Origin of the sequence: Streptomyces angustmyceticus, from assembly GCF_040701845.1 — a bacterium.
Lineage (GTDB): Bacteria > Actinomycetota > Actinomycetes > Streptomycetales > Streptomycetaceae > Streptomyces > Streptomyces angustmyceticus_A.
The window spans coordinates 17,440-32,907 of sequence record NZ_JBFBHQ010000010.1 but is presented as its reverse complement, the minus strand read 5'-3'; the positions used below and the strand labels follow the sequence as shown (position 1 = coordinate 32,907).

Below are 15,468 nucleotides of genomic sequence, written 5' to 3'. Positions count from 1 at the left end.
GGGGACCGTGTCGCCAGGGACGGCACCCTTACCGGGACGGCGCCCCTGCCGCCGGAACGGACCGCGGACCGCCCGTATGTGCCGGGCGGGCGGCCCGCGGGGCGCGGGTCACTCCGGGGTGACGCGGTAGAGCACCGTGCTGTGCGGCGGGACCTCGCGCGCCACGATCGTGTCGTCGCTGTCCGTCCGGCGGCCGGTGACCAGATCGTGCAGCCGGTAGGAGTCGGCGTCCGGCAGCCCGGCCGTGTCCGCCGTGACCGACAGCGTGCGCGGTGTGTCGCCCGAGTTGAACAGGGCGATCGCCCGGTCGCCGTTCTTCAGCGGCTTGGCCAGCACCGCGGAGCCGTCGTCCTGCTGCACGACGGTCCCCTGGATGCCCAGTGCGTCCTGGTCGACGGCGATGACCTTCTTGTTGCCCAGTACCTTGCGTGCCGCCGCGGACAGACCGCCGACATCCGTACTGGAGATCAGCGGCGCGGCCATCATCGCCCACAGCGACATCTGGCTCTGGATCTCCTGCCGCGTCAGGCCCGTGTCACCGGCCAGCAGGAAGTCCGGGTCGTTCCAGCGGCCGGGACTCTGCAGGTTCGCCAGCCGGGCGTTGTAGCGGAAGTTGTAGACGATGGACGACCACTTCGCGGCCGGGGTGCTCTTCTGGAGCGCCACGTCCCGCCCGCCCCGCCACAGGTTGCCGAGCTCGGCCGACCAGCCGATGACCCGGTGCCAGACGCTGTCGCCCTCGAACTGGAAGTAGGCCGGCGCCGACACCGAGAAGGTGATCGGGCGGCCGGTGTCCCGCAGCGCACGGCTCATCTGCCCGTACAGGTCCCGGTAGGTCTCCTCCTTGGTGTGCCCCGGGGCGACGGGCACATTGCAGCCGTCCGCCTTGACGTAGTCGACCTTCCAGCGGGCGAACAGCTCCGCATCTTCCCGGAAATGGCCGAGACTGCCCGGATATTTCTCACAGGTGAGGGTGCCGACGTCCTCGTAGATCCCGAACTTCAGCCCCATCCGGTGCAGCTCCCGCCCGAGGTGGGCCATGCCGTGCGGGAACTTCGCCGGGTCCGCCGTCAGCTCCCCCCGGGGGCCGCGCTGTCTGCTCATCCAGCAGTCGTCGACGGTGACGGTGCGGTAGCCGCGCCGCGCCAGACCCGAACGGACCAGCGCCCGCGCATTGTCGAGGACGACCTTCTCGTTGAGGTCGCACATGTAGTACGACCAGTTGTTCCAGCCCATGGGGGGCGTCGGGGCCAGGTTCGGATAGGCCCCTGCGGCCGTCCGGGCCCCGGGCGCACGGTCCGGACCGGGGGCGGCGGAGGCGGGCGCGGGGGCGGCGGAGGCGGGCGCGGGGGCCGTGAGCAGCCCGGCGGAGCAGGCGGCGACGGCGGTGAGTCCGGCGAGCGTGCGGCCGATGCGGGGTACCGACGAGTGGGACACGGGTCACCTCACGGGTGGGCGGGACGGCCTGGGGAGCGGGCGGTGACGGTGGGGCCGGGGCGGAGCACGGCCGGACGCTAGGAGCAGCCCCATGCCCGGTCAAGAAGCCGCACCGGCCCGGGTGGAGGTTTCAGCCGCCTGCACCCTGGCGACCGAGATCACCGCGTGCTACCAAGGGGCATGCCGGAACGGACTTCGTATGACGCGGTCATCGTCGGTGGCGGGCACAACGGACTGGTGGCCGCCGCCTATCTCGCACGCGCCGGGCGCAGCGTGCTGGTGCTGGAACGGCTGGACCACACCGGTGGTGCCGCCGTGTCGACCCGGGCGTTCGCCGGGGTCGATGCCCGGCTGTCCCGCTACTCCTACCTCGTCAGCCTGCTGCCGCCGAAGATCGTGCGGGACCTCGGGCTGCGCTTCGCGGTCCGCAAACGCACCGTCTCCTCCTACACCCCCACCGTCCGCGACGGCCGCCCCACCGGTCTCCTGGTCGGCGGCGGCGAGGACCGGACCCGCGCCGCCTTCGCCGAACTCACCGGATCGGACCGGGAGTTCGCCGCCTGGCAGCGTTTCTACGGCACCACGGCGCGGCTCGCCGAGCGCGTCTTCCCCACCCTGACCGAGCCGCTGCCCACCCGCGCCGCGCTCCGTGCCACGGTCGACGACGACGCGACCTGGCACGCCCTGTTCGAACGCCCCCTGGGGGAGACGGTCGAGGAGACCTTCACCGACGACCTGGTCCGCGGGGTGGTCCTCACCGACGCCCTCATCGGCACCTTCGCCACCGCCCACGATCCGTCGCTGCGTCAGAACCGTTGTTTCCTCTACCACGTCATCGGCGGCGGCACCGGCGACTGGGACGTGCCCCTCGGCGGCATGGGCGCCCTCACCGACGCACTCGCCGACGCCGCCCGCCGGGCCGGCGCGGAGATCGTCACCGACTGCGCGGTGACCGGCATCGCGACGGACGGCCGCGGCGCGGAGGTGACCTGCGAGCTGGGCACCGTCGGCGCCCGCCGGGTCCTCGTCAACGCCGCCCCGCGCGAGCTGGCCCGCCTGCTGGGCGAGGCCCCGCCGCCACCCGCGGAAGGCGCCCAGCTCAAGGTCAACATGCTGCTCACCCGGCTGCCGCGGCTGCGGGACACCGAGGTGGACGCGCGCGAGGCCTTCTCCGGTACCTTCCACATCGCCGAGGGCTACGGCCAGCTGGAGAGCGCCTACCAGCAGGCCGCGTCCGGCGCCCTGCCCTCCTCCCCGCCCTCCGAGATCTACTGCCACTCCCTCACCGACCCCTCGATCCTCGGTGCCGACCTGGTCCGGCAGGGCTACCAGACGCTCACCCTGTTCGGCCTGCACGCCCCGGCGCGCCTGTTCACCGCCGACAACGACGCCACCCGAGACCGCCTCCTCGCGGCCACCCTCGCCGAACTGGACCGCCACCTCGCCGAGCCGCTCGCCGACTGCCTGGCACACGACGCCGACGGCCGCCCCTGCGTCGAGGCCCGCTCGCCCCTCGACCTGGACCGCGAACTCGGCCTGCCGGGCGGCAACATCTTCCACCGCGACCTGGCCTTCCCGTACGCGGATCCCTCGGACGAGGACCCCGGCGACACCCGGTCCGCACCGGCCCGCTGGGGCGTGGCGACCACCCACCCCAACGTGCTCCTGTGCGGTGCCGGCGCGGTGCGGGGCGGGGGAGTGAGCGGCATCCCGGGGCACAACGCGGCGATGGCGGTACTGGAGGAGGGGTGAGGGGCGTGCGCCGGCCGCCCCGGGAACTCGGGGAGAGGGCGGACGGCCGCAGGTCGTAGGCCTCGCGTGGAGGGCCGGCGCACGCCCGTTCCGGGGTGGCCGCGCGGACGGTGGCGGCCGCCCTCCCGGCCCCGGGCAAGTTTCTGACGCTGCATCAGAAAGTCTCTTCCCTCGTACGGTCCGCTGCGGCATCCTTCGCCCATGCAGACGGAGCTGAGCAACGCCCTGGGAGTCGAGCACGCCGTCTTCGGGTTCACGCCCTTCCCCGCGGTCGCCGCGGCGATCACCCGGGCCGGCGGGTTCGGGGTGCTCGGCGCGGTCCGCTACACCGCGCCGGACGAACTCGCCCGCGACCTGGACTGGATGCAGGAGCACACCGAAGGGCTGCCGTACGGGCTCGATGTGGTGATGCCCGCCAAGAAGGTCGAAGGCGTCACCGAGGCCGAGGTCGAGGCGATGATCCCCGAGGAGCACCGCCGCTTCGTCACCGACCTCCTCGACAAGCACCAGGTGCCGCGGCTCGCGGAGGGCGAGACGTCCGGCTGGCGGATCACCGGATGGATGGAGCAGGTCGCCCGCACCCAGCTCGACGTGGCCTTCGACTATCCGATCAAGCTGCTGGCCAACGCCCTCGGCTCACCCCCGCCCGACATCGTCCGGCGCGCCCACGACCACGGCATCCTCGTCGCCGCACTCGCCGGCAGCCCGCGCCACGCCCGCCACCACAAGGCGGCCGGCATCGACATCGTCGTCGCCCAGGGGTACGAGGCCGGCGGCCACACCGGTGAGATCGCCACCATGGTCCTCACCCCGGAAGTGGTGGCCGCCGTCGATCCGCTGCCGGTGCTCGCCGCGGGCGGCATCGGCACCGGCGAGCAGATCGCCGCCGGCCTCGCCCTCGGCGCCCAGGGCGTCTGGCTGGGCTCGCTCTGGCTGACCACCGAGGAGGCCGATCTGCACTCCCGGCGGCTGACCGCGAAGCTGCTCGCCGCGGGACCGGGCGACACCGTCCGCTCCCGCGCCCTGACCGGCAAACCCGCCCGCCAGCTGCGCACCGAATGGACCGACGCCTGGGACGGGCCGGACGGCCCGGGCCCCCTCCCGATGCCGCTGCAGGGGCTGCTGGTCGCCGAGGCCAACTCCCGTATCCAGCGGTACGAGGTCGAGCCCCTGCTCGGCACCCCGGTCGGCCAGATCGTCGGCCGGATGAACAGCGAACGCAGCGTAGCGGCCGTCTTCGACGACCTCACCCGCGGCTTCGAGCGGGCCGTCGACCGCATCGACCGCATCGCCGGACGTGCCTGATCCCCGAGGAGGACAGCGGAATGACCCAAGACTCCCCACCGCCCAACGGCTTCTGGGCGCAGGCCACCGCCGACCCGGACCGTACGGTCCTGATCGCCCCGGACGGCGAGGAGTGGACCGCGGGGCGGCTGCACGCCGCGAGCAACCGGCTGGTCCACGGGCTGCGCGCGGCGGGCCTGCGGCGCGGTGACGCCTTCGCCGTGGTCCTCCCGAACGGCGTCGAGTTCTTCACCGCTTATCTCGCCGCCTCCCAGGCCGGTTTCTACCTCGTTCCCGTCAACCACCACCTGGTCGGCCCGGAGATCGCCTGGATCGTCGCCGACTCCGGGGCGAAGGTGCTGATCGCGCACGAGCGGTTCGCCCCAGCGGCCCGGCAGGCGGCGGACGAGGCGCAACTGCCCGCGTCCCACCGCTACGCCGTCGGTGCGGCCGACGGCTTCCGGCCCTACGCCCAACTCCTCGACGGGCAGCCGGAGTCCGCGCCCGGCGACCGCACGCTGGGCTGGGTCATGAACTACACCTCGGGCACCACCGGACGCCCGCGCGGCATCCGCCGGCCGCTGCCCGGCACCGAGCCCGAGGCCGCCCACCTCGGCGGATTCCTCGCCATCTTCGGCATCAGGCCGTTCGACGACAACGTCCATCTGGTCTGCTCGCCGCTCTACCACACCGCGGTCCTGCAGTTCGCCGGCGCCTCGCTGCACATCGGCCACCTCCTCGTCCTGATGGACAAATGGACGCCGCAGACCATGCTGGCCCTGATCGAGGAACACCGCTGCACCCACACCCATATGGTGCCCACCCAGTTCCACCGGCTGCTCGCCCTGCCGGAGGAGATCCGCGCCGGGTACGACGTGAGCTCGATGCGGCACGCCCTGCACGGCGCCGCGCCCTGCCCCGACCACGTCAAACGCGCCATGATCGAGTGGTGGGGCGACTGCGTCGAGGAGTACTACGCGGCCAGTGAGGGCGGCGGCGCCTTCGCGACCGCCGAGGACTGGCTCAAGAAGCCCGGGACGGTCGGCAAGGCCTGGCCGATCAGCGAGCTGGCCGTCTTCGACGACGACGGGAACCGGCTGCCACCGGGCGAACTCGGCACCGTCTACATGAAGATGAGCACCGGCGGTTTCCGCTACCACAAGGACGAGGGCAAGACGCAGAAGAACCGGATCGGCGACTTCTTCACCGTCGGCGACCTCGGGTACCTGGACGCGGACGGATACCTCTTCCTCCGCGACCGCAAGATCGACATGATCATCTCGGGCGGGGTGAACATCTACCCCGCCGAGATCGAATCCGTCCTGCTCGCCCACCCCGCGGTCGCCGACGCGGCCGCTTTCGGCATCCCGCACGACGACTGGGGCGAGGAGGTCAAGGCCGTCGTGGAACCCGCCGAGGGCCAGGTGCCGGGGCCCGAACTGGCCGCGGAGATCATGGCCCACTGTGCGCGGCAACTGGCCGGCTACAAACGGCCCAAGTCGGTCGACTTCCTCGCCGTCATGCCACGCGACCCCAACGGCAAGCTGTACAAGCGCCGACTGCGCGAACCGTACTGGGAGGGACGCGAACGCGCCGTGTAACGGGCGGTCCGTGGGTCCGGGGCCCGGATGTGCGGGCGGTTGCCGCCCCGGACGCCGGTCGGGTGGCTTGACCGGCGGTGCGGGGCGGCCGAGGATCGCGCCATGACGCCAGCGCGGAGCAATACGGTCGACGGAGTCCTGCGGCGCAGCGCCCGACGGGTGCCGGGGCGGACCGCGGTGCGGTACGCGGACCGGTCCTGGACCTACCGCGAGCTGGACGACGCGGTGAGCGCCGCGGCCCGGGTGCTGCGCGGCGAAGGGCTGCGGCCCGGCGACCGGGTCGCCTCCTACGGCCACAACTCGGATGCGTACCTGATCGGGTTCCTGGCCTGCGCACGCGCCGGACTGGTGCATGTGCCGGTCAACCACAGCCTCACCGGCGAGGACCTGCGCTACCTGGTGGACCAGTCGGGCAGCGCCCTGGTGCTCACCGACGCCGCGCTCGCCCACCGGCTGCCGGAAGCCGTCCGCACCATGCCGCTGTACGGGGCGCCGGACGGCCTGCTGGAGCGGCTGGCGGCTTGTGCCGGGGCGGGAGCCGGCGGGGAGCGGGACGCCGAGGGGCCGGGCGGCGGTACGGGAACCGGCGGGACCGGCGCCGACGAGCCGGGTGCTGCCGAGTCCGATGCCGGCGGGCCCGGCGCCGAAGGGCCGGCGGCCGAGGTGTCCGACGAGGCCGTCGTCCAGCTCCTCTACACCTCCGGAACCACCGCCCTGCCCAAGGGCGCGATGATGACGCACCGCGCCCTGGTGCACGAGTACACCAGCGCCGTCGTCGCCCTCGACCTCAAGGAGACGGACCGGCCGCTGCACTCGCTCCCGCTCTACCACTCCGCGCAGATGCACGTCTTCCTGCTGCCCTACCTGGCGGTGGGCGCGGAGAACACCATCCTGGACGGACCCGACCCCGACCGGATCTTCGACCTGGTGGAAAAGGGCCTGGCCGACAGCCTGTTCGCGCCGCCGACCGTGTGGATCGGGCTGTCGAACCACCCCGACTTCACCGCCCGGGAGCTGAGCGGCCTGCGCAAGGCCTACTACGGTGCCTCGATCATGCCGGTGCCGGTCCTGGAGCGGCTCCGCGCCCGGCTGCCCGGGCTCGCCTTCTACAACTGCTTCGGGCAGAGCGAGATCGGGCCGCTGGCCACCGTGCTCGGCCCCGGGGAACACGAGGGCCGGATGGACTCCTGCGGGCGCCCGGTGCTGTTCGTGGAGGCGCGGGTGGTGGACGAGGAGGGCCGGGAGGTACCCGACGGCACCCGGGGCGAGATCGTCTACCGCTCCCCGCAACTGTGCACCGGCTACTGGGACAAGCCCGAGGAGACCGCCGAGGCCTTCCGGGACGGCTGGTTCCACTCCGGCGACCTCGCCGTCCGCGATGCCGAGGGCTATTTCACGGTGGTCGACCGGGTCAAGGACGTCATCAATTCCGGTGGCGTCCTGGTCGCCTCGCGCCAGGTGGAGGACGTGCTCTACGAGCATCCGCAGGTGGCCGAGGTCGCGGTCATCGGGCTTCCGGACGAGCGCTGGATCGAGGCCGTGACCGCGGTGGTCGTACGGCGCACGGGTGGCACGGGAGGCGCCGGGGACGCGGACGGCGGCGAGGGCGTGGGGGAGCAGGAGCTGATCGAGGCGGCCCGCGCCCGTCTCGCGCCCTTCAAGGCGCCCAAACGGGTGATGTTCGTGGACGCGCTGCCGCGCAACGCCAGCGGCAAGGTCCTCAAGCGGGAGCTGCGGGCACGCTTCGGCGCGCCCTGAGCCCGGGCGGGGCCCGGCGCGCGGAAGGGCGGTTGTCAGTGCCCCCTGCCATCCTGAGAAACGGCGGGCAACAGCCGTGCACGCCACCATCCGTGCGACGGAGGACCACCCATGCTGACGACCCACTACGTCCCGGGCACACCGAACTGGCTGGACCTCGGGGCCCCCGACATCGACGCCGCCGTCGCCTTCTACGGTGCCGTGTTCGGCTGGACCTTCCAGTCGGCCGGCCCGGACGCCGGCGGGTACGGCTTCTTCCAGCTCGACGGCAGGACGGTGGGAGCCATCGGCCCGCTGATGGACGAGGGTGCGCAGTCCGCCTGGACGGTGTACTTCCAGACCTCCGACGCGGACGCCACGCTCAAGTCGGTGGAGCAGGCCGGCGGCGCGGTGCGCGTCCCCCCGATGGACGTCTTCACCGCGGGCCGGCTGGCCGCGTTCACCGACCCCACGGGCGCCGAATTCGCCGTGTGGCAGCCCGGCGACGTCCAGGGCCTGGACACCGTCATGGAACCGAACTCCCTGTGCTGGACGGAGCTGTACACGACGGACGCGGCCGCCGCGAAGGACTTCTACCGCTCGGTCTTCTCCTGGAGCCACCAGGACATGCCGATGGGCGGGGACATGATCTACTCCGTCGTCTCCGCGCCGGGCGGCGGCAAGGGCGACGACACCGGGCACGGCGGCATCATGCAGCTGCAGAAGGAGCACCTGCAGGCCGGCTCGTCCTCGGAGTGGCACCCGTACTTCGGCGTGACCGACTGCGACGCCACCTTCGCCGCGGCCACCGGCCAGGGCGCCACGGTCCTGATCCCGCCCATGGACGCCCCGGGGGTCGGCCGGCTGGCGATGGTCAAGGACCCGGCGGGAGCCCCGTTCGCCCTGATCAAGGGGGACCCGACCCTGGCCTGAGCCGTCCTTTCCGCGGGGCCGCGCTCTCCCCGCCCCGCGCCTCCGAAAATGACGGGCCCGCAACCGCCACAACGCCTATCGTCCCCCCGGGGCGGTGGCACGCGTTCCGCTTGGCGGAGGGAAGCGCATGCCGCCGCCGGGCAGAGAGAGCGGCGAGGAAACACGCCGCCGGGCGGAGCGACGCGGCGGCACCGGCACGCCGCAAGACGGAGAGAGTGGGCGCGGTGGAAGCGGAACGGCAGGAGTGGTGGACGGCTTCGGGAGTCAGGCTGCGCCGGGTCTCCTCCGGTGCCGGGCGCGGAAACTGGCTCTTCGTGCCCGGCGGACCAGGACTCGGCTCCGAGTCCCTGCTCGGCCTGGTGGCGGCGGCCCAGGTCCCCGGAACCGCCTGGCTGGTCGATCTGCCCGGCGAGGGCTCCAACCGCGGCGTCCCCGCGATCCCGGCCGACCCCTACGCCCACTGGCCGGGAGCCCTCACCGAGGCCGCGCAGGCGCTGGACGAGGTGGTGATGGTCGGTCACTCCACCGGCGGCATGTTCCTGCTGTCCGTCCCGGAACTCGCGGCCCGCCTCGCGGGCCTGGCCCTGATCAGCAGCGCCCCGCACGCCGGATGGCGACCCGCCTTCGCCCGTTACGCCCAGCACCACCCGCTCCCCGACGTCGACGCCGCGGCCGAGCGCTATGCCCAACAGCCGGACGACCGGACCCTGCGCGCCCTGACGCTGGCCGCCGCGCCCTGGAACTTCACTCCGTCCGCCTCCGCCGAAGGCCGGGCGCTCCTGACCGGCCTCCCCTATTGCCATGACGCGGTCGCCTGGGCCGATGCCCATTTCGACGACGACTACCGCGCCCGCTGGACACCACACACCCTGCCGACCCTGATCGTCAGCGGCGACCAGGACCGCATCGTCGACCAGCGCCTCTGGCAGGACGAACCCGGCTTCCACGGACCGCACATCACCCACCACCGGATCGGCGGCGCCGGCCACTTCCCCTGGATCGAGAACCCCGGCTCCATCCGCACCGCCTTCGCCGACCTCACCGCCCGCCTGCCCCCGACGAGCTGAGCAACCACGGGCCGCGGCCCCCCAGCACGCCGCCGCAGCCCGGCCCGAGAGCGACCCGGCTGCGCAGGCCCCCGTGTACGCAGCCACCATCTGCTGCACCCCTCCGCCGAGGCCGGTGCGGCGCGGGCATGCGGCAGGGCCCGCTGCGCCGGCTGCCGCCGGGCCGCGGCGCGGGGCAAACCGCCGTCCCGACCACGGCCACGAAGCGGCACGGCCGGTGAAGTGTCAGCACCCGTGCTTCTGGGTGCCAGCAGAACCCTCTATTGGAGTTGTGCCCGGGCCGGCGGCAGGCTGGACCGCATGGCGAACGCAACAGCCCGCAATGCGAAGAAGGCCGAGGTCAGGGCCGCGATTTCGGCGGAACGACGGGAACTGGCCGACCTGTTCGACACGCTGCGGGCCGACCAGTGGGACGGGCAGAGCCTCTGCGGGAGATGGCGGGTCCGCGAGGTCGCGGCACATATGTCGATGGGGTTCCGGCTCTCGCTGCCCGCGACGCTGGGTGAGCTGGCCAAGGCGCGCGGGAACCTCCACCGCATGACCGACCGGGTCGCGCGCCGGGACGCGGCCGCCCATTCCACCGCCGCGCTCGCCGCCTTCCTGCGGGACAACGCCGGCCACCCCTGGACACCACCGGTCGGCGGGCTGGCGGGGGCGCTCGGCCACGACGTGGTCCACGGACTCGACATCACCGTCGCCCTCGGCCTCGACCGGCGCGTCCCCGAGGACCGGCTGCGCATCCTGCTCGACGAGATCCGGCCCAGCGGGCTGAAGTTCTTCGGCGCCGACCTCGACGGCGTGCGGCTGTGCGCCGAGGACCTCGACTGGTCGTACGGCTCCGGCTCGCCGGTGTACGGCCTCGCCCAGGACCTCCTGCTCCTGGCGTACGGCCGCAGGATCCCGGGCGATCGGCTCCGCGGAGAGCCGAGCGGCCGCTTCACCGGGCCGGCCAAGGGAGCATGAGCGTGCGGCTCGCTCCGTTGGGGGCCGGCCAACGAGACCCGCGCTAGGCGGTCTCCGTTCCCCTGTCCCGCGGGCGGGCGTCCACGATGCGCTTGATCTTGCCGACCGAGCGTTCCAGGGTCTCCGGGTCGACGATCTCGACCTCGACCGAGACGCCGATGCCGTCCTTGATGCCGCGTGCGATCAGCCCGGCGGCGACCGCGCGGGTCTCGGGAGTCGTCTCCGCCCGGGCCTCGGCGCGTACGGTCAGCCGGTCCATCCGGCCCTCCCGGGTCAGTTTCAGCTGGAAGTGCGGGGCCACCCCGGGCGTCCGCAGCACGATCTCCTCGACCTGCGCGGGGAAGAGATTGACCCCGCGCAGAATGATCATGTCGTCGCTGCGGCCGGTGATCTTCTCCATCCGGCGGAAGGCGGCCCGCGCGGTGCCGGGCAGCAGCCGGGTCAGATCGCGGGTGCGGTAGCGGACGACCGGCATGGCCTCCTTGGTGAGGGAGGTGAACACCAGCTCGCCGTGCGCTCCGTCCGGCAGCACCTCACCGGTGATCGGGTCGACCACCTCCGGGTAGAAGTGGTCCTCCCAGATGTGGAGCCCGTCCTTGGTCTCCACGCACTCCTGGGCCACGCCCGGCCCCATCACCTCCGACAGGCCGTAGATGTCCACGGCGTCGATGGCGAACCGCTCCTCGATCTCCCGGCGCATCTCCTGCGTCCAGGGCTCGGCGCCGAAGACGCCCACCCGCAGCGAGGTCGTACGGGGATCGACGCCCTGCCGCTCGAACTCGTCCAGCAGCGTGAGCATGTAGGACGGCGTGACCATGATGATCTCGGGCCGGAGGTCCTGGATGAGCTGGACCTGCCGGCTGGTCATCCCGCCGGACGCCGGGACGACCGTGCAGCCGAGCCGCTCGGCGCCGTAGTGGGCACCCAGGCCGCCGGTGAACAGCCCGTACCCGTAGGCGACATGGACGGTGTGCCCGGGGCGGGCGCCGGCCGCGCGGAGGGAGCGGGCGACGACGTCCGACCAGTGCGACAGATCGCGCTCGGTGTAGCCGACGATGGTCGGCCGGCCCGTGGTGCCGCTGGAGGCATGGATGCGGCGCACCGTGTCCTTCGGGACGGCGAACATCCCGAAGGGGTACTGGGCGCGCAGATCGTCCTTGACGGTGAACGGGAAGCGGGCCAGATCGCCGAGCGAGCGGCAGTCCCGCGGATGCACCCCGGCCCGGTCGAAGGACTCCCGGTAGAACGGGACGTGGTCGTAGGCGTGCTGCAACGAGGCGCGCAGGCGTGTCAGTTGCAGGGCGTGCAACGCGTCCGCGGAGAGCCGCTCCGCTTCGTCGAACGTCTCACTGCCCGTAGCCGCTTCCGGCATGGAGTTCACCGCCTCGTTTCCCTACCGATCATTCGGTAGCCGCATGCGGATCCAAGTAATCAGCGCGCGGCGAACACGTCAAGGGGCGTGGCGCCGGTACCTCCCGGGTAGCGTCCAGCGCATGAGTGACGTCCGGAAAGTGCAGGTCGGTGAGGTCCAGCTGGCGTACCGCGTGTGGGGGGAGGAGGATGCGCCCCCGGCCGTGCTGCTGCACTGCCTCGGGGAGGACGGCGAGGACTGGCGCGGCGTCGTCGGCCGGCTCGCCGGCACCCATCGGGTCTACGCCCTCGATCAGCGCGGCCACGGGCTCAGCGACTGGCCCGGCGAGTACGGCTTCGCCCGCTGGCGCGACGATGCGGCCGGTTTCCTGGAGGCGCTCGGCCTGGCGCCGGTGACCCTGATCGGGCATTCGATGGGCGGGGCGGCCGCACTCCTGCTGGCCGCGGAACGGCCCGAGCTGGTGGACCGCCTGGTCCTGGAGGAGGTGCCGCCGCCGCTGCCCGCCGACCCGCCGCAGGAGGTGCCGGAGCGGCCGGCCGGCCCGCAGCCGTTCGACTGGCCGGTCAAGACCGCGGTGGTGGCCGAGCGCAATGCGCCCGACCCCCGGTGGTGGGAGGAACTCGCGAAGATCACCGCCCCGACCCTGGTCATCGCCGGCGGCGACTCCGTGCTCGTCCCGGCGGAGCACCTCGTCGAGCTGGTCGAGCGGATCCCCGATGCCCGCCTGGTGACGGTGGAAGGGGCCGGCCACCTGGTCCACGAGGAGCGTCCCGGGGAGTTCCTCGCCGCGGTCACCTCGTTCCTCGCACCGCAGTCGTAGTCCGCCGCGCGGCCGGGGGTGCCGCACCCGCCCGGCTCTCCTGGGGTCGGAGTCGTATGCCGTCCGCTGGACTCCCCGGGGGCTTCCGGGGTTCGAGAGAGGCCGAACCGTGCACCTGACCCGTTCGATGCGGAGGGCCCTGGCCGCCGCCGCGGCCGCGGCCGTCCTGTGCTCCGGAACCGGCGCGGCCGCCGTTGCGGCGCCGGCTCACCCGGCCGCGGCGGCGCCGTCCGCCCGCCGGGCCACTGGGGCGATGCCCGTCCACCCGGCCGCACCGGCCGCTGTGGGCGCGCACTCCTCGTACGGCCGGCTCGACCCGCTCGCCGCGCTGTCCGCGGAGCGGCTGGCCACCGGCGATCTGGTGGCCGCGGCGAAGTGGGGCACCGGCAGCCCGGTCGACGATCCGGCGCGTGAGCGCGAGGTGCTGGACGCGGTCGCCCGGGAGGCCCGTGAGCAGGGCGCCGATCCGGCCATGACGGTGCGGGTCTTCCGGGACCAGATCGAGGCCAGCAAGATCGTGCAGCGGGGGCTGCACCGCAGGTGGGACGCGGACCCCGGGCAGGCGCCGGCCGGGCGGCCCGACCTCAGCGAGGTGCGCAAGGAGATCAACCGCATCAACGGCGCGCTGGTGCGGGCCCTGGCCGGCTCCGCCCGCGCCCGCTCGGCGCCGTCCTGCGCCCCGCTGCTGGCCGCGGCCGCCGTGCAGGTACGCCGGGTGCGGCATCTGGACGGGCTGCACACGGCGGCCCTGGCGCGGTCGCTGCGGTCGGTCTGCGCCGCGGCCCGGCCCACGGCGGCTCCGGCGCCCGGACAGGATCAGCCCGTCGGCTCGCCCGCCGCCACCGCCCTCGCCCAGCGGTAGTCCGCCTTGCCGCTGGGCGAACGGCGGATGTGGTCGGTGAAGACGACGGCGCGCGGGATCTTGTACCCGGCCAGCCGGTTCCGGCAGTGCAGCTGCAGGCCCGCCAGGTCCAGCGGCGCAGCGCCGGGACGCAGTTGCACCACGGCCGCGACGCGGTTGCCCCACCGGGCGTCCGGCACGCCCGCCACCAGCGCGTCGTAGACGTCCGGATGCGCCTTCAGGGCCTGTTCGACCTCCTCCGGATAGACCTTCTCCCCGCCGGAGTTGATGCACTGCGAGCCCCGGCCGAGGACGGTGACGATGCCCGCCTCGTCCACGGTCGCCATGTCGCCCAGCAGCACCCACCGGTCCCCGCGCGCCTCGAAGAACGTCTCGGCGGTCTTCTTCGGGTCGTTGTAGTAGCCCAGCGGGACATGCCCGCGCAGCGCGATCCGGCCCACCTCGCCGGGCGGCGCCGGCTCGTGGGTCGCCGGGTCCACCACCGCCGTACGGGAGTTGACGTGCAGCCGGAAGCCCCTGCCGGGGCCCGAGTCGTCGGTGGCGGTGCCGTTGAAGCCGGACTCGGACGAGCCGAAGTTGTTGAGCAGCATGACCTGCGGGAGCAGCGCGGCGAACTGCGCGCGGACGGTCTCGGAGAGGATCGCGCCGGAGCTGCTGACGCTGAACAGCGAGGAGCAGTCGGTGCCCTTGAGCGGCCCGGCGAGCGCGTCGACGAGCGGACGCAGCATCGCGTCGCCGACCAGCGAGACGCTGGTGACCCGCTCCCGCTCGATGGTCCGCAGCACCTCCTCGGGCACGAATTTGCGGTGGATGACGACCTTCTGGCCGAAGTGGAAGGCGATGAACGCGGTGAGGGTGGAGGTGCCGTGCATCAGCGGGGGAGCGGGGAAGAAGACGATGCCGTCGCCGCCGGCCGCGACCCGCTCGGCCAGTTCCGGCGGCCGCCGCACCGGCTCGCCGGTCGGTGCCCCGCCGCCCATCCCGGCGAAGAAGAGGTCCTCGTGGCGCCACATCACGCCCTTGGGCATGCCGGTGGTGCCGCCGGTGTAGATCACGATCTGGTCGTCGGCCGAGCGCGGCCCGAAGCCGCGCGCGGGGGAGGCGGCGGCCTCGGCGTCCGCGAGCGCGACGGGCGCGATCGGCGGCTCGGGGGCGCCGGCGGGCGGGGTGCCGACCCGTACGAGGTGCCGTAGCCCGGGTGTCTGGGGGAGGGCGGCGGCCACCCGCGCGGTGAACTCCGCGTCGAAGACCAGCGCCACCAGGTCGGCGTCCCGGTAGAGGTAGACCAACTCCTCCTCGACGTAACGGTAGTTGACGTTCACCGGGACGGCCCGGATCTTCAGGCAGGCGTAGACGGCCTGGAGGTACTCGACGCCGTTGTAGAGGTGCAGCCCGACGTGCGCCCCCGGGCCGATGCCGCACTTCTCGAGGTGGTGGGCCAGGCGGTTGGCGGCGCGGTCGAGTTCGGCGTAGGTCAGCCGCCGTTCGCTGCCGGTCCCGGGATGGTCGACGTACACCAGCGCCTCGCGGTCGGGGACCGTGTCGACGATCGACTCGAAGAGGTCGGCAAGGTTGTACTCCACGTCTCCTCCAGACCGGGCGGCGTCGGCTTGGCGGTCATTAGAGCGCTGCCGGAAGGA

12 protein-coding genes are annotated in these 15,468 nt (G+C 73.1%); 9 read left to right on the top strand and 3 right to left on the bottom strand.

Annotated elements, in window-relative coordinates:
• Positions 1–108 precede the first annotated feature (108 nt).
• Positions 109–1,437 carry a glycoside hydrolase family 27 protein gene (locus AB0411_RS21990; protein ID WP_366418975.1) on the bottom strand — a complete coding sequence of 443 codons (1,329 nt, stop codon included), beginning with the start codon at positions 1,435–1,437 and terminating at the stop codon, positions 109–111.
• Positions 1,438–1,617: 180 nt separating this feature from the next.
• Between AB0411_RS21990 and AB0411_RS21985 the strand changes: the two genes are divergently transcribed.
• The 7 genes from AB0411_RS21985 to AB0411_RS21955 all read left to right on the top strand — a co-directional run bounded on the left by AB0411_RS21985 (position 1,618) and on the right by AB0411_RS21955 (position 10,774).
• Positions 1,618–3,189, top strand: coding sequence for a phytoene desaturase family protein (locus tag AB0411_RS21985; RefSeq protein WP_366418974.1), 1,572 nt, complete (start codon positions 1,618–1,620; stop codon positions 3,187–3,189).
• A gap of 201 nt (positions 3,190–3,390) precedes the next feature.
• Positions 3,391–4,494 carry an NAD(P)H-dependent flavin oxidoreductase gene (locus AB0411_RS21980; RefSeq protein WP_366418973.1) on the top strand — a complete coding sequence of 368 codons (1,104 nt, stop codon included), beginning with the start codon at positions 3,391–3,393 and terminating at the stop codon, positions 4,492–4,494.
• Positions 4,495–4,514: 20 nt separating this feature from the next.
• Positions 4,515–6,074, top strand: a complete 1,560-nt coding sequence (locus tag AB0411_RS21975; RefSeq protein ID WP_366418972.1) for an acyl-CoA synthetase — start codon at positions 4,515–4,517, stop codon at positions 6,072–6,074.
• Positions 6,075–6,176: 102 nt separating this feature from the next.
• Positions 6,177–7,832 carry an acyl-CoA synthetase gene (locus AB0411_RS21970; protein WP_366418971.1) on the top strand — a complete coding sequence of 552 codons (1,656 nt, stop codon included), beginning with the start codon at positions 6,177–6,179 and terminating at the stop codon, positions 7,830–7,832.
• A gap of 111 nt (positions 7,833–7,943) precedes the next feature.
• Positions 7,944–8,744, top strand: coding sequence for a VOC family protein (locus AB0411_RS21965; RefSeq protein WP_366418970.1), 801 nt, complete (start codon positions 7,944–7,946; stop codon positions 8,742–8,744).
• 224 nt (positions 8,745–8,968) lie between these two features.
• On the top strand, positions 8,969–9,811 hold the full coding sequence (locus AB0411_RS21960; RefSeq protein WP_366418969.1) for an alpha/beta fold hydrolase: 843 nt from the start codon (positions 8,969–8,971) through the stop codon (positions 9,809–9,811).
• 300 nt (positions 9,812–10,111) lie between these two features.
• Positions 10,112–10,774 (top strand): maleylpyruvate isomerase family mycothiol-dependent enzyme, encoded by a 663-nt coding sequence (locus AB0411_RS21955; RefSeq protein ID WP_366418968.1) that lies wholly within the window; start codon positions 10,112–10,114, stop codon positions 10,772–10,774.
• A 43-nt stretch (positions 10,775–10,817) separates the two neighbouring features.
• Here the strand turns inward: AB0411_RS21955 and paaK are convergent, their stop codons facing one another.
• Positions 10,818–12,146, bottom strand: a complete 1,329-nt coding sequence (gene paaK / locus AB0411_RS21950; RefSeq protein WP_366419096.1) for a phenylacetate--CoA ligase PaaK — start codon at positions 12,144–12,146, stop codon at positions 10,818–10,820.
• 121 nt (positions 12,147–12,267) lie between these two features.
• Between paaK and AB0411_RS21945 the strand changes: the two genes are divergently transcribed.
• Both AB0411_RS21945 and AB0411_RS21940 read left to right on the top strand, forming a co-directional pair.
• Positions 12,268–12,966 carry an alpha/beta fold hydrolase gene (locus AB0411_RS21945; protein WP_366418967.1) on the top strand — a complete coding sequence of 233 codons (699 nt, stop codon included), beginning with the start codon at positions 12,268–12,270 and terminating at the stop codon, positions 12,964–12,966.
• A 109-nt stretch (positions 12,967–13,075) separates the two neighbouring features.
• Positions 13,076–13,828 (top strand): chorismate mutase, encoded by a 753-nt coding sequence (locus tag AB0411_RS21940; protein WP_366418966.1) that lies wholly within the window; start codon positions 13,076–13,078, stop codon positions 13,826–13,828.
• Here the strand turns inward: AB0411_RS21940 and AB0411_RS21935 are convergent.
• Complete coding sequence (locus tag AB0411_RS21935) at positions 13,783–15,411, bottom strand: acyl-CoA synthetase (RefSeq protein WP_366418965.1); 1,629 nt, start codon at positions 15,409–15,411, stop codon at positions 13,783–13,785. The genes AB0411_RS21940 and AB0411_RS21935 overlap by 46 nt on opposite strands.
• Between the last annotated feature and the right edge of the window lie 57 nt (positions 15,412–15,468).

Coding starts and splice junctions, on each gene's coding strand:
- AB0411_RS21985 (WP_366418974.1), top strand. CDS start 1,618: ATGCCGGAACGGACTTCGTATGACGCGGTCATCGTCGGTGGCGGGCAC.
- AB0411_RS21980 (WP_366418973.1), top strand. CDS start 3,391: ATGCAGACGGAGCTGAGCAACGCCCTGGGAGTCGAGCACGCCGTCTTC.
- AB0411_RS21975 (WP_366418972.1), top strand. CDS start 4,515: ATGACCCAAGACTCCCCACCGCCCAACGGCTTCTGGGCGCAGGCCACC.
- AB0411_RS21970 (WP_366418971.1), top strand. CDS start 6,177: ATGACGCCAGCGCGGAGCAATACGGTCGACGGAGTCCTGCGGCGCAGC.
- AB0411_RS21965 (WP_366418970.1), top strand. CDS start 7,944: ATGCTGACGACCCACTACGTCCCGGGCACACCGAACTGGCTGGACCTC.
- AB0411_RS21955 (WP_366418968.1), top strand. CDS start 10,112: ATGGCGAACGCAACAGCCCGCAATGCGAAGAAGGCCGAGGTCAGGGCC.
- paaK (WP_366419096.1), bottom strand. CDS start 12,146: ATGCCGGAAGCGGCTACGGGCAGTGAGACGTTCGACGAAGCGGAGCGG.
- AB0411_RS21945 (WP_366418967.1), top strand. CDS start 12,268: ATGAGTGACGTCCGGAAAGTGCAGGTCGGTGAGGTCCAGCTGGCGTAC.